Origin of the sequence: Actinomyces viscosus (genome assembly GCF_900637975.1) — a bacterium.
Lineage (GTDB): Bacteria > Actinomycetota > Actinomycetes > Actinomycetales > Actinomycetaceae > Actinomyces > Actinomyces viscosus.
In genome coordinates this window covers 171051-191097 of the sequence record NZ_LR134477.1, presented here as the reverse complement: position 1 = coordinate 191097, position 20047 = coordinate 171051, and the positions used below count along the sequence as shown (strand labels likewise).

Below are 20047 nucleotides of genomic sequence, written 5' to 3'. Positions count from 1 at the left end.
CCGGGCGGTATTTCCGTCCGGCTACGCGAGTTCTGACCGGCTCGGTGGGTTAGAAGTCGACGGCGACGCGTGCGGCCTCGGCACGGGTGCGGGCGGCGGCGTTGGCGGCGCGCACGATGTCACGCGGGGAGAGCGGACGCACCCGGTTGGCGTGGTCATCGACCTGGTCATCGACTGCCTCGGATGCCTCCTCCGACTGCTCGGGATCGGCGCTCGGCTCGGCGAGACTGGCCGGGACCTCCACCGGGACGTCCCCCGGGGCGTCCGCCGGCTCGGGCACCGGCTCCACCTCATCCGGCTGCTCGGCCCGCTCAGCCGGCTCCGGCTGCTCAGTCTCGACGGCCTCAGGCTCAGTGGGAGAGTCTGCCTGTGACTCTGCCTGATCGTCGGGCTCAGCCGGCTCCGGCTCAGCCTCGGCCTCGACGCTGTCCGTCTTCTGGAGCACCCCCTGCGGCGGAGCGGAGTTCTCAGACGTCTCGGTGCTCTCAGAGGTCTCAGGGCTATCGGAGTCTTCCGCCGGCTTCGCGGTGCTCTCAGCAGGCTGGGCGGCGTCGGCGGCGTCCTTCTCTGTGTCCTGCGCAGCGTCCTTGTCCTTCGCAGCGAGCTGCTCGGCCCGCTTGGCCTCGATCTGCTTGCTCAGCGAGTTGGCCCGGTCCTGCTTGACGACGTCGTTGACGGCCTTGGCGGCGTCGTCGGAGATCTCCTTGGCGGCCGAGCCGACGGACCGGAAGGGGTGGGCGAGGTCCTCGCGGATGGCGTCGATGTCCTCCCCCAGGGCGTCGCGCACGATCTTGCGCGGGTCGTACTGGCGCGGGTCGAGGCTGGACAGGTCCAGGTCGGCCATCTCGGGGCCGACCTCCTCGGCGATCTGGCTGCGCGCGTTGTCCAGGAACACCCTGAGCTGACGCACCAGCTGCGTGAGCTTGCGGGTGTACTCGGGCAAGCGCTGCGGCCCGACCACGACCACCGCCACCAGGACGATGACGAGGAACTCAGATCCAGAAATGCCGAACACGCCGCCCAGTATAGGGAGTCCTCCCACACCGACTGCGCACCAGTTCGCCTACCGGCGGACTCACCCGGGCCCCCTCCCTTCCCCCTATCCGGCCGAACACCTGGAACAATGTGGATCGAGGGGCCGCGCCTGGCGCCCCGCAGCAGAAGAAAGGCTCACAGTGAGTGCGGACAAGACGCTGAGCTGGTCCTACACGGAGGACTTCACCGCGGAGGACGAGGCCACGGCCCAGGCCCGTATACGCGGGCTCGAGCTCGGCATCACCCCGGTGTCCTCGGGGACCGGTGCGGCGCTGCGGATGCTGGCCGCCTCGGTGGGCGCCAAGTCCGTGGCCGAGGTGGGCACCGGCACCGGCGTCTCAGGTCTGTGGCTGCTCGGCGGCATGGGCTCCGACGGGGTCCTCACCACGATCGACGTCGAGCCCGAGCTCCAGCGCGAGGCCCGCCGCGCCTTCGACGGCGCCGGCTACCCCTCATCGCGCACCCGCATCATCCAGGGGCGGGCCTCCGACGTCATGCCCCGGATGGCGGCCCGCTCCTACGACATGGTGGTGCTCGACGTCGCCCCGGAGGAGGCGATCCTCCTGGCCTCCAACGCGCTGCGGATGCTGCGCCGGGGCGGGGTCCTGGCCGTCACCCGGGCCCTGTGGAACGACCACGTGGCCGACCCGGCGCGCCGCGACGTCACCACGGTGGCCGCTCGCGAGCTCGGCAAGGCGCTGCGCGCCTCCCGGGCCCTGCTGACGACGCTGCTCCCGGTCGGCGACGGACTGCTCGTCTCCGTGCGCCAGACCTGAGTCGCGCACTGTCAGGCCGGACGGGGAAGGCAGCGCAGAGAAGAAGGGTCGGACCCGTCATGGGTCCGACCCTCTCTCATAGGCTGGACGGCCCGGTCGCCGACTCCTCAACGCCGAGGACCGAGCAGACCGGTCTGTACCCAGACCGCCTGGATCGATCAGATCTTGGCGTTGGCCAGGGCCTCTCCAAGCTCCTTGACCTCGTCGGCCGTGATCTCGAGGACAAGCCGACCGCCGCCTTCAAGCGGAACCCGCATGATAATGGCGCGGCCTTCCTTGACGACTTCGAGAGGGCCGTCTCCGGTCCGGGGCTTCATGGCAGCCATGTGCTCACCTTTCGTCAGTGCTGCGCGGGCACATCGCCGCGCGACCTGTCATATTCTACGACATTCAAGGTGCAACGTTCGAGGATGCGTCTGCCATGACGCGATTCACGCCCCGTTCTGCCCGTTACGGAGCCGGCGGGCGGCGCCCACCACGTAGTCCACCGCCTCCTCGGCGCCGTCGACGACATGAAGCAGATCGGGGTCGGCCGGAGAGATCATGCCCCGCCCGATCATGGTGGTGCGCACCCACTCAAGCAGCCCGCCCCAGTAGCCGCTGTCCACCAGCACGATGGGGAAGGATGAGATCTTCTGGGTCTGGACCAGGGTGAGGGCCTCGAAGAGCTCGTCGAGGGTGCCCATGCCGCCGGGCATGACGACGAAGCCGTCGGAGTATTTGACGAACATGGTCTTGCGGGCGAAGAAGTAGCGGAAGTTGACCCCGAGGTCGACGTAGTCGTTCATGCCCTGCTCGTGGGGCAGCTCGATGCCCAGGCCCACCGAGGTGCCGCCCGCCTCGTGGCACCCGCGGTTGGCGGCCTCCATCATGCCGGGGCCGCCGCCGGTGATGACGGCGTAGCCGGCGCGAGCCAGCCCGGCCCCGACCTCCTGCGCCACCCGGTAGGTGGGGTCCTCGGGCTTGGTGCGGGCCGAGCCGAAGACGCTGATGGCCGGCCCCAGCTCGGCCAGGGCACCGAAACCCTCAACGAACTCGGCCTGGATGCGCATGACCCGCCACGGGTCGGCGTGGAGCCAGTCGGCGTCGGCGGCGCTGCTCAGCAGCCGCGCGTCGGTGGTCTGGGTGGGGATCTGGGTGCCGCGCAGCACCACTGGCCCCTTGCGGTAGGACTCGCGTGTACTCATGCGGCCATGATTCCTTAAACCGGCCGTGAGGGAGAAGAGACCGGCCGCCTCGGGAGTGGCGGGCGGTGACTACGGGGCGGTGAGTACGAGCGACCTCCGTCTTCAGGCCAGCCAGTCGCGCAGGACGGAGGTGACGGCGTCGATCTGCTCGACCGGGCAGTGCTCGTCGTCGGTGTGGCAGAGCATCGGGTCTCCGGGCCCGAGGTTGACCGCGGGGACCCCGACCGCGGAGAAGCGGGCGACGTCGGTCCACCCGTACTTGGGACCGACCCCTCCCCCACGGGCGCGCACGGCGGCGACGAGCTCGGCGGCCAGCGGCGAGTCCAGGCCGGGGCGGGCCGCCGGCGAGAGGTCGTCGACGACGACGTCGACCCGCCCGGTGCCCGCGGTGATGACGGGAAGCTCGGTGTCGTCTGCACTGTCCGAGACGCCTGCGCTGTCTGGGCCGTCAGCGCCGCCGGCCCCACCGGCCCCGTCGACGGGCAGCCCGGCCAGGATGCGCAGGGCACGGGCAAGAGCCTGCTCGGCACTCAGGTCGGGGGCGAAGCGGTAGTTGACGCCGATGCGGCAGCGGTCCGGGACCGTGTTGGTGGCGACGCCGGCCTCGATGGTCACCACTGAGAAGCTCTCCCGGTAGGTCAGCCCCTCGACCTCGACCTCGCGCACCGGAGCCCCCGCGGCGCGATCGATGATGGGGGCGGCGGCGTGGACGGCGTTGACGCCGCGCCAGGCGCGCCCGGAGTGGGCGGCGGTGCCGTGGACGGTGAGGTAGACGCGCAGGGTGCCGTTGCAGCCGCCCTCGATCTGGGCGCCGGTGGGCTCGCCCAGGACGGCGAAGTCGGCCTCCAGCCAGTCGGGGTGGGCCTGGAGAGTCAGGCCCAGGCCGTTGAGGTCGCTGGTGACCTCCTCGTTGTCGTAGAAGACCCAGGTGACGTCGCGGCGCGGCGCGCTCAGGGTGGCGGCCAGGTGGAGGGCGGCGGCCACCCCGCCCTTCATGTCCACGCTGCCACGTCCCCAGATGACCTCGGCCCCCTCGCGGTGCTCAAGGCGCCCGGGAACGTTGTCGGTGTGCAGGGAGACGGGGACCGTGTCGAGGTGGCCGGCGATGACGACCCGCTCAGGGCGGCCCAGGTGGGTGCGGGCGACGACGGTGTTGCCGTGGCGCAGGACCTCCAGGTGCTCCAGCCCGCCCAGGGCGGCCTCGACGGCGTCGGCCAACGGGGCCTCGGCGCCCGAGACGCTGCGGATGCCCACCAGGGCCAGGGTCAGCTCGGCGGGGCTCGCGGCGCCCGGCCCCGTCAGCGGGGGCAGGGTGACCGTAGCGGGATGAATCGGGGTGGGTTCCGGTGAGGTCGAGGACGTCGTCGCGGAGGTCATGGTCCGAGGCTACTGGAGCTGCTGGAGCCGGTGGAGACGAAGACGGCTCGGCGGTCCTCCCTCCTCCTTTCGCCTTTCTCTCCGCCTTCGGTCCACTGACCGAGCATCAGACATCTCACACCTCGTGAGAGTCTCGATAAATATTTGATCTTCAATTCAATTCGCCTAATTCAACGTGTGGCCTGGAAACGAGCCCGACCGGATTCTCCTTGTGTCTGGAAACACCCGTGAGGAGAGTCATTGTGAGCGCTTTCAGCACTTTTGTCGCGGTACCGTCACAGATATGACCCGAGGCCCCGTAGACGTATACGACGACGCTGCCGTGAACGCCTGGATCCAGGATGATCCGGATCCTGTCACCCGCGCCGAGCTCACTGATCTCCTGGCTGCCGCTCGTTCTGAGGGCGAGCGGGCCGAGTCAGCGCGGGCGACCCTCGGTGACGCCTTCAGCGGCACGCTCGTCTTCGGTACAGCCGGTTTGCGCGGCCGCCTGGGCGGCGGCCCCAACCGGATGAACCGGGTCGTCGTCATTCGGGCTGCTGCGGGTCTGTCCGCTTACCTCAAGGACCGTCTCGGCGAGGGTTTCAGCGTCGTCATCGGTTACGACGCCCGTCACAACTCCGAGCAGTTCGCCCGCGATACGGCCGCGGTGGTCACGGGCGCGGGCGGGCGAGCGATTCTCTTCGAGTCGCCCTGCCCCACCCCGGTCCTCGCCTTCGCGCTGCGGCACCTGGAGGCCGACGCCGGGGTCATGGTGACCGCCTCGCACAACCCGCCGCAGGACAATGGCTACAAGGTCTACCTGGGCGGACGGGCCGTGACCGACTCGGGTCAGGGAGCCCAGATCGTTCCTCCCTACGACACTCAGATCGCGGCGGCGATCGACGCCGTCGGTCCGGTCGAGTCCGTGCCCCGCCCGCAGTCGGGGTGGGAGACGATCGACCCGGCTATTCGTGAGGAGTATGTCGAGCGGGCCGCTCAGGCGGCCCGGATGAAGGCCCCCGCCCCGGTGAGGATCGTGCTGACGGCGATGCACGGCGTGGGTGGGGCCACCTGCCGTGAGGTGCTTGCCCGGGTCGGGTTCACCGACGTCGTCGAAGTGGCTGAGCAGTTCGAACCCGATCCCGACTTCCCGACGGTCGCCTTCCCCAACCCGGAGGAGCCCGGGGCCCTGGACCTGGCGCTGGACAAGGCCCGGGAGGTGGACGCGGATCTGGTGATCGCCAACGACCCCGATGCCGACCGCTGCTCGGCCGCCGTCCCGGACGAGGACGCTCCCGGCGGCTGGCGCCAGCTGACCGGAGACGAGGTCGGCGCGCTCCTGGGCGAGCAGGCCGCCGAGCTGGCTGCGTTCGCCGGCAACGGGGTCCTGGCCTGCTCCGTGGTCTCCTCGCGGTTGCTGCGCCGGATCGCCCAGTCCCACGGGCTGGGGTTCCGCCGCACCCTGACGGGGTTCAAGTGGATCAGCCGGGAACCGGGCCTGGTCTTCGGTTATGAGGAGGCGCTGGGCTACTGCGTGGATCCTGCCGCGGTGCGGGACAAGGACGGCATCTCCGCCTCGGTGAGGTTGGCGGTGCTGACCTCCGTGCTCAAGCAGCAGGGGCGGACGCTGCAGGACCTGCTCGACCGGTTGGCCCGTGAGCACGGCCTGCACGCCACGAGCCCGCTGAGCATGCGGGTCGAGGACCTCGGCATCATCACCGAGACCATGGAGCGCCTGCGTTCGGGCGGGGCCCCGGCCAAGCTCGCCGGTTCCCCGGTCACCACGACGGTGGACCTGCTCGACGGCGTCTCGGACGGCAACGGCGGCACGCTGCCCCCCACGAACGGGCTGGTGTGGGTGACGGCCTCGGACGACCGCGTCGTCGTGCGCCCCTCGGGGACCGAGCCCAAGCTCAAGTGCTACTGCGAGGTGATCCTGCCGGTGGGTGACGCCTCGGTGGCCGAGGTGCGCGAGGCGGCCGCCGAGCGTCTGGAGGCCATCAAGGCAGACCTGCGTGGTGTACTGGGGATCGCCGCCTGAGCCGGCCCCGATCTGCGCGCCCTCCAGCGCATCATCCGGTTGATCATCCGTTGATGAGGACCTCAAGGCTGCGTCGGTAGGCGCTGGGGCTCAGTCCACAGGCGGCCCTGAAGGCGCCCGCCAGGTGGGACTGGTCGGCGAAGCCGAGATCGGCGGCGATGGTGGCCAGGTCGGCGTCGGGGCGCGCTGTGAGCGCCAGAACCACTTCCTGGAGCCTGATGCGGTGCCCCACCCATCTCGGCCCGCGTGCCAGGGTGGCGCGCAGGCAGCGTTGGATCGTGCGCTCGCTGACGTGCAAGGCCGCGGGCAGGGAGTCGCCTGTGCGTCGGTGAAGTCGGGAGCGCAGCTCGTCGACCACCCGGTTGGCCAGCAGGCCGCTCTCCGAGGGCGGGTGGTGGGCCAGTCGTGCTCGGATCGCCTCATCGGCGGCCCGGGCGCGGGCCTGGGGCGTGGGGTGGGCTGCGACCCCGCGCATGAGTGCGTGCAGTCCAGCGTCCAGCTCCTCGGTCAGGGGAAGCGCGGTGTTGGCCAGGCGCTGGGGCGACAGGGCGCCGAGGACAGCGAGTCCCGCGGGTCGCAGCCGTATGGCGAAGACCCTCCCACGGCCGTGGATCGTGCGGTGCCAGGCGCGGGCCTGGACCCCGGTGATCACCAGGGGCGCGGGCACATCTCCCTCCTCCACCGTCAGGGTCACGGCCGGGGCGTCGATGATCCGCTGGTCCACGCTCTGGTCGCCCAGGTTCCATGAGACGTGCCAGTACTGGTCGACGACGTCGGCCACCGCGGGATCGGGCGCCACCCAGTGCGCGTGGTAGCGGGTGAGGTTGTCCGGTGCCAGCACCCCGGTGCGCTCCTGCGGACGGATCGGGAACTCCCGTGGGCCACAGTCCAGATCGGCTGACATGACTCCCAGTGTGGCACGCGCCCGTGCCTCGCAGCCGCCGTCGCGCCATCCACCGCAACCTGTCGCCTTTCTTCTATACCGCCCCTGCCGGCCCCTTTAGCGTTCTGGCCATGAGCAGCACCAACTACACCGAGACATTCATCCGGGTTGCTGAGGACTGTCCGGCACAGGACGCGCAGGAGCCTCCTGCCGGCCCGGCGGGCAAACCGCCGACGATCGCTCTCCTCCAGTACCGGCTCCTCAGTGAGCGCCCCTACGAGCTGACCTCCGACGACCTGCTGTTCGAGGTGCACGCTATCCGGCGGGGCATCGAGCCCCCGGAGCGGGCCGCCCAGCGGGAGGCCTTCTTCGCCAAGCCCCAGGCCTGCCTGCGCTCCTCGCCGCTGGCCAAGCGCTACGGCTGGGGCTTCCACCATGATGGCCAGGGCCGGGTGGCGCTGGTCCCTCTCGGCTCGACGCGCTACCAGGAGCTTTCGGAGGACTCCTCACTCACTCAGCTCAGAGCCATGCGCTCGCGCCGCGCCTCCTGAGGCTGGCTGTGCTCGACGGCGACGACCGTGCCGCGCGCGGCGCCGTCGCGCACCTCAGCGTCACCGCCTGAGCCGGCGCCGTCCGCACGACCCACTCCTGGAACGCCCCCACGGCGAGCCCCAGCGCGCAGCGCGATGGCCGGTACTGGGGCGGCGAGGACTCCAGAGCGCCGCCAAGGAGAGGATCTACTGCACGAGCCCCGGGCCCCACTGGCTAAGGGCTCACCGCACTGCACGGGACTCGGGGTCTCGTGGAGTATACCCGCACCTCCTCCAATAGCCCCCAAACCTCGTGCAGCCCCCGAACCACCCCAGTAAACCGCCGTCATGACAACGAAATCGGAGACTTTAAACCCAAAGTTCCCGCGAGAATCCCGGGTCTGCCCCAGAATCGTCCGCCCCCGGTCCCAAGTACTGATTCTCAGACGATCGTCAGAGGTTGAGCGAGCAGGCCCCAGGCAGCACGCTGCGAGTGGGACGCTGGTTCCGCCAAGGGTGAGCCCCTACCCGCCGAACACGATCTGGACCGCACGAGAGGACGGCGTCTGATTCCACCCGGATTCAGCGACCCGATGAGGCCCTTCCACCCGAGCACTTCCAGCCGGGTGCTAAGGACTCAACGCAGGACCGGGATCCTGGCCCGGATCCTGCTCATCGCGGCCCAGTGGGCGACGGCGGAGACGAGGTAGACCAGCCCCGAGGCAACGGCGATGACACCGCCGGCGGACAGGCTCAGCCTGACGGCGACCAGCAACCCCGCCAGAGCGATGGCCGCCCCGAGGAGCGGGGCCGCCACCAGCAGTCGGCGCATGGTGGAGGTCCACGGAGCCAGAGCGGCCGCGGGGGCGGCGATGAGCGCGATGGGCAGGATCGTGCCGACAGCCGGCACCAGCATGACGATGGTCAGCGTGATCATGAGCATGACGGTGGCCTCGGCCCAGGCGGGACGCAGGCCACTGGCGCGGTAGCCCAGCGGATCGAAGCTGTAGAAGGTGAGGAACCGCCCGGCCACGAGGAGTACGAGCACCATCAGTACCAGGACGACGCCGACGGCGATGACGTCCACGCGGCTGACGTTGAGGACGGATCCGGCCAGGAAGGAGTCCACCTTGAGGGGCAGCGGCGAGAACCACTTGGAGAGGAAGTAGCCCAGGGCGAATCCGAAGGTGAGGACGACTCCGGCCGCCGACTGCGACGTCATGCCCGGTATCTGCGAGAGCCGCCGCATGAGCCAGATCATCGGCAGGCACATGAGACCGGCCCCCACGAGCACCAGGGTGGACAGGAGGGTGAAGTCGGCGCGCTGGCCGAGGAGTGCCTGCGAGATCCATGCGGCCACGACGACGCCGACGATCGCGCCGGGGAAGGTCGCGTGGGTGAGCGACTCGGTGAAGAAGATCCTGCGGTGGACCAGCGCGATCGCTCCCACCAGACCGGCCAGCAGCCCCATGAGGACGACCTCGATGATGGGCAGCAGGAGGATGTCGAGACCGATGCTCATACTCGGCTCCCTTCGGCGACCGAGGCCTCGGAGTCCCGCGCAGACCGGGCTCGCCGCAGCGCCCCACGCAGCCGCTCACGTGCGGCGGTGACGCCGACGGCGAGGAGGAGGATCGCGGCCATGACCAGGGCCACGGCGGCCTGCGGGGAGACCGGCTTGTCGAGGGTCGCGGGCAGGACCATGAGCAGCATGCCGAGGTAGCCACCGCCCACGCCGACGGCGATGGCGACGAGGACCATGGTGCGCACCCGGGAGGCGAGGATGCGCGCCGTCGCTCCGGGGATGACGAGGTAGCCGATGACGAGGAGGGTGCCCACCGCCGTCGAGGCCGAGACGACCGCCGCCGCGATGGCGGTGTTGAGGGCCAGGTCGAGTGCGAGGAGCCGCAGCCCCGAGGCGCGGGCGCCGGTGCGGTCGAAGGCGTAGGCGACCTGCTCCTTCCAGGTGGCCACGATGAGCACGAGCGCGACGGCGCACACGATGAGGGCTTGGGCCAGGCGCTCATCGGTGACCTCCAGGAGGCGACCGAACATGAGGGCCTCGAGCTGGCCGGACATGTCGCCCTTGGCCAGGGAGAGGATGAGCCCGACGGAGAAGAAGCTGGTGAGCACGACGGCGGTGCCGGCCTCTGAGGCCTCGCCCCGACGTGCCCGGTGGGAGACGAGCGTCAGGACCAGGGCCGCGGCGACAGCCACGACGGAGGCGGCCGGGATGATGGCATTGATCCCCCAGTAGACGGCGCCGGCGACGATCCCGGGGAAGACGGCGTGGACCATGGCCTCGGCGCTGAACTCGGCGCTGCGCAGGTTGATGATGACGCCGATGACGCCGGCCACGACGCCCAGGAGCACCACCATGACCAGGGGCCGGAAGAGGAAGGGGGCATCGGCCAGGGACGCCAGGCCCGGGACGTTCACGGCCGCCAGGCGCAGCTGTTCGAGTGCTTGGCTGAAGAGCGTCATGAAGCCGTTCACTGGGACTCCCCCGCATCGGCCGCGGAGCGCAGGCCCAGCAGCCGGGTGGTGCCGTGGCCGCCGTAGGCCTCATCGATGTATCGGGCCACGAGGACCTCGTCGCGGGGCCCGAAGGCGACCTGACGCCCGGCCAGGAGCGCCGCCTGCTCGCAGGTCTCCTGGGCCAGGACGAGGTCGTGGGTGGAGATGATCAGGGAGATGTCCTGGGTCTTGAGGTCGGTGATGATGGACAGCAGGGCCTCGCGGTTGGGCTGGTCCAGGCCGTTGAAGGGCTCGTCGAGGAGGATGAGGCGGGGCCGGGCGGCCACGCAGCGGGCCACGAGGACGCGCTGCTGCTGGCCGCCGGACAGGGTGCCGAAGCGGCGTTCGGCGCGGTCGGCCAGGCCGACGCTCTCAAGGGCCTCCAGGGCCCGACGACGGGTCTGCGCGCCGGGGCGCCGCAGGATGCCGAGCTGGGAGTACATGCCCATCTGCACCACCTCCCGCACGGTGACGGGGAAGGTGGGGTCGAGGTCGCTGACCTGGGGGACGTATCCGACAGACCCCCGTGGGGCTCGCCCCGGCGCCGCCCCGTTGACCCGCACCCGTCCGGCGCTGATGGTCACCATGCCGAGCAGGGCCCGCATGAGGGTGGTCTTGCCCGAGCCGTTGGGGCCGACGAGGGCGAGGGCCTGCCCGGCCGGGAGCTGGCCGTCGACGCCGGTGAGCACGGTGGAGGGGCCGTAGGAGAAGGAGGCCTCCTCCAGGGTGACGACCGGATCGGTCGAGGCGGGTGCGGGATCGTGGGAGTCTGTCATGCGGGGTCTCACTTGACGTCGGATGCCTTGGGGGTCCACTGGGCGAGGTCGGCGGGAATCTCGGTGACCGTGCCGCCCCACGCCTTGGTGAGGTTGGAGACGTTGTGGAGGATGGAGCCGATGTAGGTCTCGCCGTCGGAGCCGGGGGTGCCCAGGGAGTCGCCGTAGAGGGCCTCGTCGCCGATGACGGCCTTGACCCCGGCGACCTCGGCGACCTTCTGGACGGACTTGGGGTTGTTGGAGTTCTCGGCGAAGATGGCCACGGCGCCGGAGGCCTTGACCTTGTCCGCGGTCTCCTGGATCTTGTCCGCGGTGGCGTCCTGCTGGGCGTTGAAGTCGGACAGGGCCGCACCCTCGAACTTCACGCCGAACTCGTTGCTGAAGTAGCCGAAGGCGTCGTGGCTGGTGAACAGGACCCGCTTGTCCTGAGGCACTGAGTTCAGCGAGCTGGCCGCCCACTCGTCGAGCTTCTTGAGCCTGGCGACGTAGGCGTCCACGTGGCTGTGGAACACACTGGCCTGGTCGGGTGCGGCCTTCTCCAGGGCGGCGCCGATGTTGGTGACCTGGACGATGGCGTTCTTCGGGGAGGTCCACACGTGCGGGTCGAAGCGGAACTCGGGCTCGCTCTCCCCCTCCTCCGCGGGGAAGGGCCACTTGGCGACCTCGACCTTGGCACTGCCCCGGTCGACCTTGTAGGGCTTGTCCTCCTCCTTCTTCTGCTGGGCGGCGAGATCGTCGACGTCGGCTGCTCCGGCGACACCGGAGGTCACCACCATGGTGCCCTTGAAGCCGGTGGAGTCGACGGCGGAGTCCAGGAAGTGCTCCAGGTCAACCCCGGAGATGAAGAAGAGGTCCGCCTCGGACAGGGCCTTGGACTGGGCCGTGGTCATGTCGTGCTCGTGCGCGGAGGCGTTGGGGGCCAGCAGGCAGGTGAGCTTGAGGCGGGACGTGGCCTTGGCAGCGTCGGCGCCGAAGTGCTGGGTCTTGCCGTCCGCACCGGTGCGGTCGAAGGAGAGCTCGCTGGAGGCATCCGAGGTGGCGAGCTGGGTGATGTAGTCGCAGATCTGGGTGGTGGAGGCCACCGCCTTGACCGTTCCCGGCGCCTCGGCGGAGGTCGAGCCGCCTCCGCAGGCAGCCAGAGCCGGGAGGGACAGGGTGAGGCAGGCGAGTGCCGCGACGCTGCGGCGACTCATGCTGGGGATGGGTCTCATGGCGCCGAGTATAGTTTCGGGTACCCGAAACTTTGCAAGTTGAGGCGACCTTTCCTCGCACGTACGAGTGCGGGCCCGGCAGTGCTGTCGCCAGATGCCGGGCCCGTCAGGGGTTCTCAGTCGCGCAGGAGCCGCTCAGTCGTCCAGTCCCTCCAGAACGGCGGTAGAGGCGGACAGTCCCAGGCGGCTGGCTCCGGCCTCGACCATGGCGAGGGCGTCTGCGGCGGTGCGGATGCCGCCGGAGGCCTTGACGCCGAGGCGGTCGCCCACGGTGGCGCGCATGAGGGCGACGGCGTGGGTGGAGGCGCCGCCGGCGGGGTGGAAGCCGGTGGAGGTCTTGACGAAGTCGGCTCCGGCGGCCTCAGCGGCGCGGCAGGTGGCGACGATCGCCTCGTCAGTGAGGGCGGCGGACTCAATGATGACCTTGAGGACGGCGCCCGGGCAGGCCTCGCGCACGCCGCGGATATCGGCCTCGACGCCGTCGAGGTCACCCTCCTTGACGAGGCGGAGGTTGACGACCATATCGATCTCCTCGGCCCCCTTGGCGACGGCGTCGGCGGCCTCGGCGGCCTTGACGGCGGTGGCGTGAGCGCCGGAGGGGAAGCCGCAGACGGTGGCCAGGTGCAGGCCGTCCGGCAGGTCCAGCGGGAGCAGGCTCGGGGAGACGCACACGCTGTAGGTGCCCAGGGCTGCGGCCTCGGCGATGAGTGCCTCGACCTGGGCGGCGGTGGCCTCGGGCTTGAGGAGGGTGTGGTCGATGAGGCAGGCGATCCGGGCGCGCGTGGTCATGGGCTTCCTTCCTGGTGGAGCGGTCACGACATCATGGCCCGGTCGCCCTCATCGGGGCAAAGTCGGGGTGATCAGTTCTCGGGCGCGATGACGGCCAGGATGCGGGGCCAGCCGCCGAGCTCGCGGGGGCCGGGGCGGTGCGGATCGCGCGGGGCGGTCAGGTCGAGGGCTCGCACGGATCCGCTGGAGGGCTCGTAGATGTGCACGCTTCTCTCACCGGGGTCGTCCTGCTCGATGACCTGCCAGGGCAGGGCCAGGACGTAGTGGCGGGGCACGGCCGGGGTCCGGGCCAGGGCGGAGCGCAGCCGTGATCCCGCAGATCCGACAGATCCCGCACCGGGCTCAGCCACCGTGTCATTGTCGAGGACGAGCGGGCCGCCGGTGACCAGGATGACCGGGAGCCCGCCGGCCAGCACCTTGCGGATCGAGGCGACCTCACTCCCCCAGGCGGGGCCGTGGTCGCTCACCCACCTCACCGCGTAGACGCGACGCTCACGGCCCGGAACGCAGGTGCTCACAATCTCGGTGATCTGCCGGGCCACGGACCAGGGGGTGGAACCGAGCGCCTTCGGCCAGGGCACGGGACCCAGGCCGCTGCGGTTCATGGCCCGCTGGATCCGCAGCTGGTGACGGGACAGGAGACGGGCCAGACGCCTGCCCTCCCGGCCGGGCTCCGAGGACACGGCCTCCTCCCAGCTGAGCTCATCGGTCAGGGCCCGACGCTCTCCTGGGGCCAGGAGCAGGCGGGCGGCCAGAAGACAGGTGGCACCGCAGGTCGTGCCATCGGCCTGGGTCAGGGTGACGGCCTGGCCCGCCCGGGTCAGGCGTCCCACGCGCAGCCGGGAGCTGACGGCCCTGGCGACGATGGCCGGCTCTACCTGCTGGGGCGTGGTCATCCGATTCGCTCCAGGACGACGCCGCGCTCACGGCGGGCGACGGCGTCGGCCGCCTGAGGGGAACCGGCCTGAGAGATGACGATGCCGCCCGCGAGCGCCTCCCGGGCACGCTCGAAGCGCTCGGGGGTGGCGGTGTGCAGGGTGAGCAGCGGCTGCCCGGCGCGCACCGGGTCCCCGGGCTTGGCGTGCATGGTGACGCCGGCGACGGCCTGGACCGGGTCCTCCTTGCGGGCGCGTCCGGCTCCCAGGCGCCAGGCGGCGACCCCGACGGCGAGGGCGTCCAGGGTGGTCAGGACGCCGTCGGCCGGGGCGGTGACGGTCTCGGTCTCCGGCGCCTGCGGCAGGGGCGCCTGCGGGTCCCCTCCCTGGCGGCGGACCATGTCGCGCCAGACGTCCATGGCACGGCCGTCGGCCAGGGCGGCGCGGGCCTGGTCCTCCCCCACGGGGCTGCCGGCGGCGTCGCACATCTCCAGGGCCAGGGCGACGGTGAGGTCGACGACGTCGGCCGGTCCCCCTCCGGCGAGCACCTCGAGGGACTCGGCGACCTCGAGGGCGTTGCCGGCGGTGAGCCCGAGCGGGGTGGACATGTCGGTGAGCAGGGCGCGGGTGGTCACACCGGCGTCGGTGCCCAGGGCCACCATGGTGGAGGCGAGCTCGCGAGCCTGGTCGATCTCCTTCATGAAGGCGCCCGAGCCGACCTTGACGTCCAGGACGAGGGCGCCGGTGCCCTCGGCGATCTTCTTGGACATGATCGAGGAGGCGATGAGGGGCACGCAGGAGACGGTGGCGGTGGTGTCGCGCAGGGCGTAGAGGCGCTTGTCGGCGGGGGCCAGGCCCGCTCCGGCGGCGCAGATGACGGCTCCGGGGCCGCCGGCGTCGAGCATGGCCAGGATCTCCTCGCCAGTGAGATCGGCCCGCCAGCCGGGGATGGACTCCATCTTGTCCAGGGTGCCACCGGTGTGCCCGAGCCCGCGCCCGGACAGCTGGGGGACGCTCACGCCGAAGACGGCCACGAGCGGCGCCAGCGGCAGGGTGATCTTGTCCCCCACTCCCCCGGTGGAGTGCTTGTCCGCCGTCGGACGGGTCAGGCCGGAGAAGTCCATGCGCTGCCCGGAGGCGATCATGGCGCCGGTCCAGCGGGCGGTCTCGGCCCGGCTCATGCCGCGCAGGTAGATGGCCATGGCCAGGGCGCTCATCTGCTCCTCGGCCACGACGCCGCGGGTGTAGGCGTCCACGACCCAGTCGATCTGGGCGTCGCTCAGGGCGGCGCCGTCGCGCTTGGCGGCGATGACGTCGACGGCGTCGAAGGGCTCGACGGCCTGCGGTGCGGCGGGGGCGCTCGTGGAGGGGGCGGTCACGGGTTCTCCTCATCTCGGCTCATCGTCTGCTCGTCAGCCCTGCTGGCCGACGACGCGTTCGACGTCGGCGGCGCCGAAGCGGTCGGGCAGGACCTCGTCGATGGTCATCATCCCCGAGGGCATGGCCAGCACCATACCGTCGGCGGCGTGCTCGCTCAGGAGCTGGCGGCAGCGTCCGCACGGTGCGCAGGCCCGGCCGTCGGCGTCCACGCAGGCGAAGGCGACGAGGCGGCCGCCCCCGGTGCGGACGAGCTCGGAGACGAGCCCGCACTCGGCGCACAGGGTGACGCCGTAGCCGGCGTTCTCCACGTTGCAGCCCGAGACGAGGCGACCGTCGTCGACCAGGGCGGCGGCGCCGACCTTGAATCGGGAGTAGGGGGCGTAGGCGCGGGTCATGGCCTCGACGGCGAGGGCGTTGAGCGCCCGCCAGTCGGCGTCGCTCAGGTCTGCGGCTCTCAGGGCATCGGTCCTTGTCACTGGTCTGCTCTCCGGGTTGCGGCGGGGCCGGTCACGGGTAGGGCACCCCCTCGGCGGCGGGCGCGCGCACCTTGCCCACGAATCCGGCCACCGCCAGGATCGTGACGATGTAAGGGATCATGGAGATGATGTCCGGGGACACCGAGCTGCCGATGACCGGCAGGGTCTGGGCCACGGAGGTGGCGAAGCCGAAGAGCAGCGCCGCCCCCAGGGACCCCAGGGGCCGCCAGGCTCCCAGGATCATGGCGGCCAGGGCGATGTAGCCGTTGCCGGCGGTCATGTCGTTGTCGAAGGACAGGCCCGAGCCGACGGTGAAGAAGGCGCCGCCCAGTCCCGCCAGCGCCCCGGCCAGGGCGAGGTTGACCACGCGGGTGCGCATGACCTTGATGCCGACGGTGTCGGCGGCCTTGGGGTGCTCCCCGCAGGCCCGCAGCCGCAGTCCCCAGCGGGAGCGGAAGAGCATGTAGGACAGGATCGCCACGACCACGTACATGAGGTAGACGAGGATCGTCTGCCGGAAGAGGACCGGCCCGATGATCGGGATCCGGGACAGGACCGGCACCGCCAGGGTGGGCAGGCGCAGGGCCCGGTTGAGGCTGGGGCTGGAGGACAGGAAGGTGGAGAACAGGAAGCCGGTCAGTCCTGAGACCAGCACGTTGAGGACGACGCCGACGACGATCTGGTTGACCCGGTAGCGCAGGCCGAACAGGGCCAGCAGGAGTGCCACGAGGACCCCGGCCACGGGTGCGGCCACCAGTCCCATCCACGGGTTGGAGCAGGCCGAGGCGACGACGGCGCCCAGGAAGGCCCCGCCCAGGAGCTGGCCCTCGATGGCGATGTTGATGGTGCCCGAGCGCTCCCCAATGATCCCGGCGAGCGAGCCGTAGACGAGCGGGACGCTCAGTCCCAGCGCTGAGGACAGGATGGTCACCAGGGGGATAACGCCGCTGCGCCCGGCGCCGGCCCAGGCCAGGAAGGCGATGACGAATCCGGTGCCGATGACGGCGGTGGCCCAGGTGGGGACCCGGCGGCGGCCTCTGGCCCGCACGAGGGCGACGGCGGTGGCTGCGGCGACGATCCCGGCGGCGGTGAGGATGACCAGCCGTGCACTGAGCGTAGAGTCCTCGAGCTGGAGGAAGTCGGAGGCGACGGTGAGTCTGAAGGTGGTCGTGCCGTGGGCGCCCAGTGCCATGAGCCCCTGGAGGAGGAGCACGACGACGCCGGTGACCGGGATCTTGAGGTTCATGGGCTCGACGGCCGCGGGTGCGGGAGCGTTCGAGGCGGCGGCAGCGTTGGACGCGGCGGGAGCGGTTGCGGCGGTCATGGCTCAGGCCTCCTTCGCGGTGGGAGCGGCCAAGGGCGTGGCCGGGACGGAGGCGGGAGAGGAGTCGGCGCCGCCCCGGTGCGCCTGGCGCTCCGGCAGCCGGAAGACGGCCCGGACCAGGGGCGGTGCGGCGATGAACAGCACGATCGTGGACTGCAGGACCAGGACGATCTTGATGTGGGTGCCCGGGGCTGCCTGCATGGCGGTGCCGCCGGCGCGCAGGGCTCCGAACAGCAGCCCGGCCAGCACGGTTCCGAGCGGTCGGGAGCGCCCCAGGAGCGCCACCGTGATGGCGTCGAAGCCGATGGTCCCGACGACGGACTCGTCCATGCTCTTCTGGGTGCCCAGGACCGGGGCGGTGGCGGCCAGCCCGCACAGGGCGCCGGAGATCATCATGACCAGGCTCGTCACCCAGGGGACGCTCATTCCGGCGGTGCGGGCGGCGTCGGCGTTCAGGCCCGTGGCCCGCAGCTGGAAGCCGAGGCGGGAGCGCTCCATGAGCCACCAGACGGCCACGGCGACCAGCAGGGCCAGGAGGAATCCGGCGTGGAGGCGGAAGGAGCCGCCGGCGAGCGAGGGGTACTGGGCGGTGTCGGCCACGGCCAGCGACTTGCGGTTGCCGGTCTCCCCCTCCCCGTTGAAGGCCTTGAGGCTGAGCACCTGGGAGAGCAGGTGGGCGGCGATGGAGTTGAGCATGATCGTCACGATGACCTCGTTGGCCCCGGTGCGGGCCTTGAGGACGCCGGCGATGCCGCCCCAGACCAGCCCTCCCAGGGCCGCGCCGACGACGGCCAGGAGCAGGTGGGCCACCGGTGGCAGGTTCCAGGCGATACCCACGTAGCAGGCCGTGATCGCCCCGAGGATCATCTGGCCCTGACCGCCGATGTTGAACAGGCCGGCGCGGAAGGCCACGGCCATGCCGAGCCCGGCGATGATGAGCGGGGTGGCGTTGGTGAGGGTGTCGGTGATGGGGCGGATCATCCGCACGGTGGTGGTGGCCCGCCAGTCGAGGACCGAGCCGCGCAGCAGCGAGCTGTAGGCCTCGCTCAGGGTCGACCCCGCGGCATGGAGGAAGTCTGCGGGGCGGTTCAGGAGGTATCCGGCGGTGTAGCGCACCTCGGGGTCGGCCGCCAGGATGAGGATCGAGGACAGGACGAGGGCGGAGACGATCGCGAGCAGCCCGACGACGGCCGGTGAGGAGGCGACCTGCCGCAGCAGGGCTGACTGGCCGGCGGACTGGCTGCTCGTGTAGCCGGCGGACTGGTCGCCGGGCGGGTCTGCGGGCGCTGACGAGGGTGCGGGGCCGGAACCGGTGCTGGGGGTGCTCATCGTTGCTGCTCCTGAGGATCGAGGGCCTGCTCGGTGGGGGTGCCGGCCATCATGAGGCCCAGGGCGTCGCGGGCGGTGTCGGCGGGGACGGTGCCGACGATCCGCCCGCGGTACATGACGGCGATCCGGTCGGCCAGGGCGTAGATCTCGTCGAGCTCGGAGGAGATGATGACGACGGCGGTGCCGGTGTCGCGCTCGGCGACGATGCGCTGGTGGACGAACTCGATGGAGCCGACGTCCAGGCCGCGGGTGGGCTGGGAGGCGACGAGGACCTTGAGGGGGCGGGAGAGCTCGCGGGCAAGGATCGCCTTCTGCTGGTTGCCTCCCGAGAGGGTCGAGATGGCGTCCCCGACGTCGGTGACGCGCACGTCGAACTCCTCACGCATCCGGTGGGCGGCCTGGCGCACGCGCGTGGGCGACAGCGACGGGCCCCGGCCCAGGGCGGGGTCGTCGTAGCGGTCCAGCACCATGTTCTCGGCCACGGAGAGCTCGGCGACCATGCCGTCGGTGGAGCGGTCCTCGGGGACGAAGCCGAGTCCCGAGCGCAGCCGGCGGCGCACGCCGTGGCGGGTGACGTCCTGGCCGTCGAAGGCGATGGTGCCGGTGGTCGGCGAGCGCAGCCCGAGGATGACCTCGCTCAGCTCGGTCTGACCGTTGCCCTGCACGCCCGCGATGGCGAGGATCTCGCCGGCGTGCACGTGCAGGTCGACGTCGTCGAGCAGGACGGTGCCGTCCTCGACGAGGCTCACGCCGCTGAGGGTGAGCGCCTCCTGGCCGGTGTCGGCTGGCGGCTTGTCCACGGTGAGGGAGACGTCGTGGCCGACCATGAGCCCGGCGAGCTCGGAGGCCGAGGCGGTGGGCTCGGCGGTGCCGACGACGCGGCCGCGGCGGATGACGGTGATGGTGTCGGCGACCTCGCGGATCTCGCGCAGCTTGTGGGTGATGAAGACGATCGAGGTGCCGGAGTCCTTGAGCTCGCGCATGATGGCGATGAGCTCGTCGGTCTCCTGCGGGGTGAGCACGGCGGTGGGCTCGTCGAGGATGAGGACCTTGGCGTCCCTGGCCAGGGCCTTGATGATCTCCACGCGCTGCTGGACGCCCACGGGCAGGTCCTCGATGAGGGCGCCGGGGTCGACGTCGAATCCGAAGCGGCGGGAGATCTCGGTGACCTTGGCGGCCGCCGCACCGGCGTCGATGACTCCCATCGGCCCGACCGGCTCGTACCCCAGGACGACGGACTCGGCCACGGTGAAGACGGGCACGAGCATGAAGTGCTGGTGGACCATGCCGATGCCGGCGGCCACGGCGTCGCCCGGCCCGGAGAAGACCACGGGCTCGTCGTCGATGAGGACCTGGCCGGCGTCTGGCTGGTAGAGGCCGTAGAGGACGTTCATGAGCGTGGACTTGCCCGCGCCGTTCTCGCCCAGGAGGGCGTGGATCTGGCCGGGCTCGACGGTCAGGTCGATGTGGTCGTTGGCCACGAGCGGCCCGAAGGCCTTCGTGATCCCGCGCAGCTCAAGATTCACAACAGGCTCGCTTCCAGGGGACCTTCCAGGGGG

19 protein-coding genes are annotated in these 20047 nt (G+C 71.0%); 3 read left to right on the top strand and 16 right to left on the bottom strand.

The features are described 5' to 3' along the window. Positions 1–49: 49 nt before the first annotated feature. Positions 50–1015 (bottom strand): twin-arginine translocase TatA/TatE family subunit, encoded by a 966-nt coding sequence (locus EL340_RS00920; protein WP_126413028.1) that lies wholly within the window; start codon positions 1013–1015, stop codon positions 50–52. 160 nt (positions 1016–1175) lie between these two features. Here EL340_RS00920 and EL340_RS00915 point away from each other — a divergent pair, with 160 nt between their 5' ends. Continuing rightward, positions 1176–1811: an O-methyltransferase gene (locus EL340_RS00915; protein WP_009403872.1), complete on the top strand. Its 636-nt coding sequence runs from the start codon at positions 1176–1178 to the stop codon at positions 1809–1811. Positions 1812–1969: 158 nt separating this feature from the next. On the opposite strand, the gene EL340_RS00910 is transcribed toward EL340_RS00915, so the two are convergent. From EL340_RS00910 to dapE, 3 genes are all read right to left on the bottom strand, one after another. After that, the gene (locus EL340_RS00910) at positions 1970–2137 is read right to left on the bottom strand and encodes a DUF3117 domain-containing protein (protein WP_003782053.1); all 168 of its coding nucleotides are present in this window, start codon (positions 2135–2137) and stop codon (positions 1970–1972) included. 105 nt (positions 2138–2242) lie between these two features. Continuing rightward, positions 2243–2998, bottom strand: coding sequence for an LOG family protein (locus tag EL340_RS00905; protein WP_126413027.1), 756 nt, complete (start codon positions 2996–2998; stop codon positions 2243–2245). 102 nt (positions 2999–3100) lie between these two features. Then, positions 3101–4375, bottom strand: a complete 1275-nt coding sequence (gene dapE, locus EL340_RS00900; RefSeq protein WP_126413026.1) for a succinyl-diaminopimelate desuccinylase — start codon at positions 4373–4375, stop codon at positions 3101–3103. A 283-nt stretch (positions 4376–4658) separates the two neighbouring features. Here dapE and EL340_RS00895 point away from each other — a divergent pair, with 283 nt between their 5' ends. After that, positions 4659–6398 (top strand): phospho-sugar mutase, encoded by a 1740-nt coding sequence (locus tag EL340_RS00895; RefSeq protein WP_126413025.1) that lies wholly within the window; start codon positions 4659–4661, stop codon positions 6396–6398. Between the two features lie 43 nt (positions 6399–6441). Here EL340_RS00895 and EL340_RS00890 read toward each other — a convergent pair whose 3' ends face one another. Beyond that, a complete protein-coding gene (locus tag EL340_RS00890) occupies positions 6442–7302 on the bottom strand; it encodes an AraC family transcriptional regulator (RefSeq protein WP_164719324.1) in 861 nt (286 codons plus the stop codon). A gap of 110 nt (positions 7303–7412) precedes the next feature. Here EL340_RS00890 and EL340_RS00885 point away from each other — a divergent pair, with 110 nt between their 5' ends. Next, the gene (locus EL340_RS00885; RefSeq protein WP_126413024.1) at positions 7413–7832 is read left to right on the top strand and encodes a DUF6157 family protein; all 420 of its coding nucleotides are present in this window, start codon (positions 7413–7415) and stop codon (positions 7830–7832) included. A 616-nt stretch (positions 7833–8448) separates the two neighbouring features. On the opposite strand, the gene EL340_RS00880 is transcribed toward EL340_RS00885, so the two are convergent. The 11 genes from EL340_RS00880 to EL340_RS00830 all read right to left on the bottom strand — a co-directional run bounded on the left by EL340_RS00880 (position 8449) and on the right by EL340_RS00830 (position 20014). After that, entirely contained in the window at positions 8449–9333 is an 885-nt protein-coding gene (locus EL340_RS00880; RefSeq protein ID WP_126413023.1) for a metal ABC transporter permease, read from the bottom strand. Beyond that, entirely contained in the window at positions 9330–10307 is a 978-nt protein-coding gene (locus EL340_RS00875; protein ID WP_232023156.1) for a metal ABC transporter permease, read from the bottom strand. The genes EL340_RS00880 and EL340_RS00875 overlap by 4 nt, the downstream gene beginning before the upstream one ends. Then, the gene (locus EL340_RS00870) at positions 10304–11104 is read right to left on the bottom strand and encodes a metal ABC transporter ATP-binding protein (protein ID WP_126413021.1); all 801 of its coding nucleotides are present in this window, start codon (positions 11102–11104) and stop codon (positions 10304–10306) included. Before EL340_RS00870 ends, EL340_RS00875 begins: the two co-directional genes overlap by 4 nt. 8 nt (positions 11105–11112) lie before the next feature. Continuing rightward, positions 11113–12297 carry a metal ABC transporter substrate-binding protein gene (locus tag EL340_RS00865; RefSeq protein WP_126415242.1) on the bottom strand — a complete coding sequence of 395 codons (1185 nt, stop codon included), beginning with the start codon at positions 12295–12297 and terminating at the stop codon, positions 11113–11115. A 153-nt stretch (positions 12298–12450) separates the two neighbouring features. Beyond that, on the bottom strand, positions 12451–13104 hold the full coding sequence (gene deoC / locus EL340_RS00860; RefSeq protein WP_126413020.1) for a deoxyribose-phosphate aldolase: 654 nt from the start codon (positions 13102–13104) through the stop codon (positions 12451–12453). A 71-nt stretch (positions 13105–13175) separates the two neighbouring features. Continuing rightward, entirely contained in the window at positions 13176–14000 is an 825-nt protein-coding gene (locus EL340_RS00855) for a hypothetical protein (RefSeq protein ID WP_126413019.1), read from the bottom strand. Continuing rightward, the gene (locus tag EL340_RS00850; RefSeq protein ID WP_126413018.1) at positions 13997–15358 is read right to left on the bottom strand and encodes a thymidine phosphorylase; all 1362 of its coding nucleotides are present in this window, start codon (positions 15356–15358) and stop codon (positions 13997–13999) included. Before EL340_RS00850 ends, EL340_RS00855 begins: the two co-directional genes overlap by 4 nt. Before the next feature lie 33 nt (positions 15359–15391). Further along, positions 15392–15835, bottom strand: a complete 444-nt coding sequence (locus EL340_RS00845; protein WP_269471640.1) for a cytidine deaminase — start codon at positions 15833–15835, stop codon at positions 15392–15394. A gap of 31 nt (positions 15836–15866) precedes the next feature. Continuing rightward, complete coding sequence (locus EL340_RS00840) at positions 15867–17159, bottom strand: ABC transporter permease (protein WP_126413017.1); 1293 nt, start codon at positions 17157–17159, stop codon at positions 15867–15869. A 3-nt stretch (positions 17160–17162) separates the two neighbouring features. After that, complete coding sequence (locus EL340_RS00835) at positions 17163–18488, bottom strand: ABC transporter permease (RefSeq protein ID WP_126413016.1); 1326 nt, start codon at positions 18486–18488, stop codon at positions 17163–17165. Then, positions 18485–20014: an ABC transporter ATP-binding protein gene (locus tag EL340_RS00830; protein WP_126413015.1), complete on the bottom strand. Its 1530-nt coding sequence runs from the start codon at positions 20012–20014 to the stop codon at positions 18485–18487. The genes EL340_RS00835 and EL340_RS00830 overlap by 4 nt, the downstream gene beginning before the upstream one ends. Between the last annotated feature and the right edge of the window lie 33 nt (positions 20015–20047).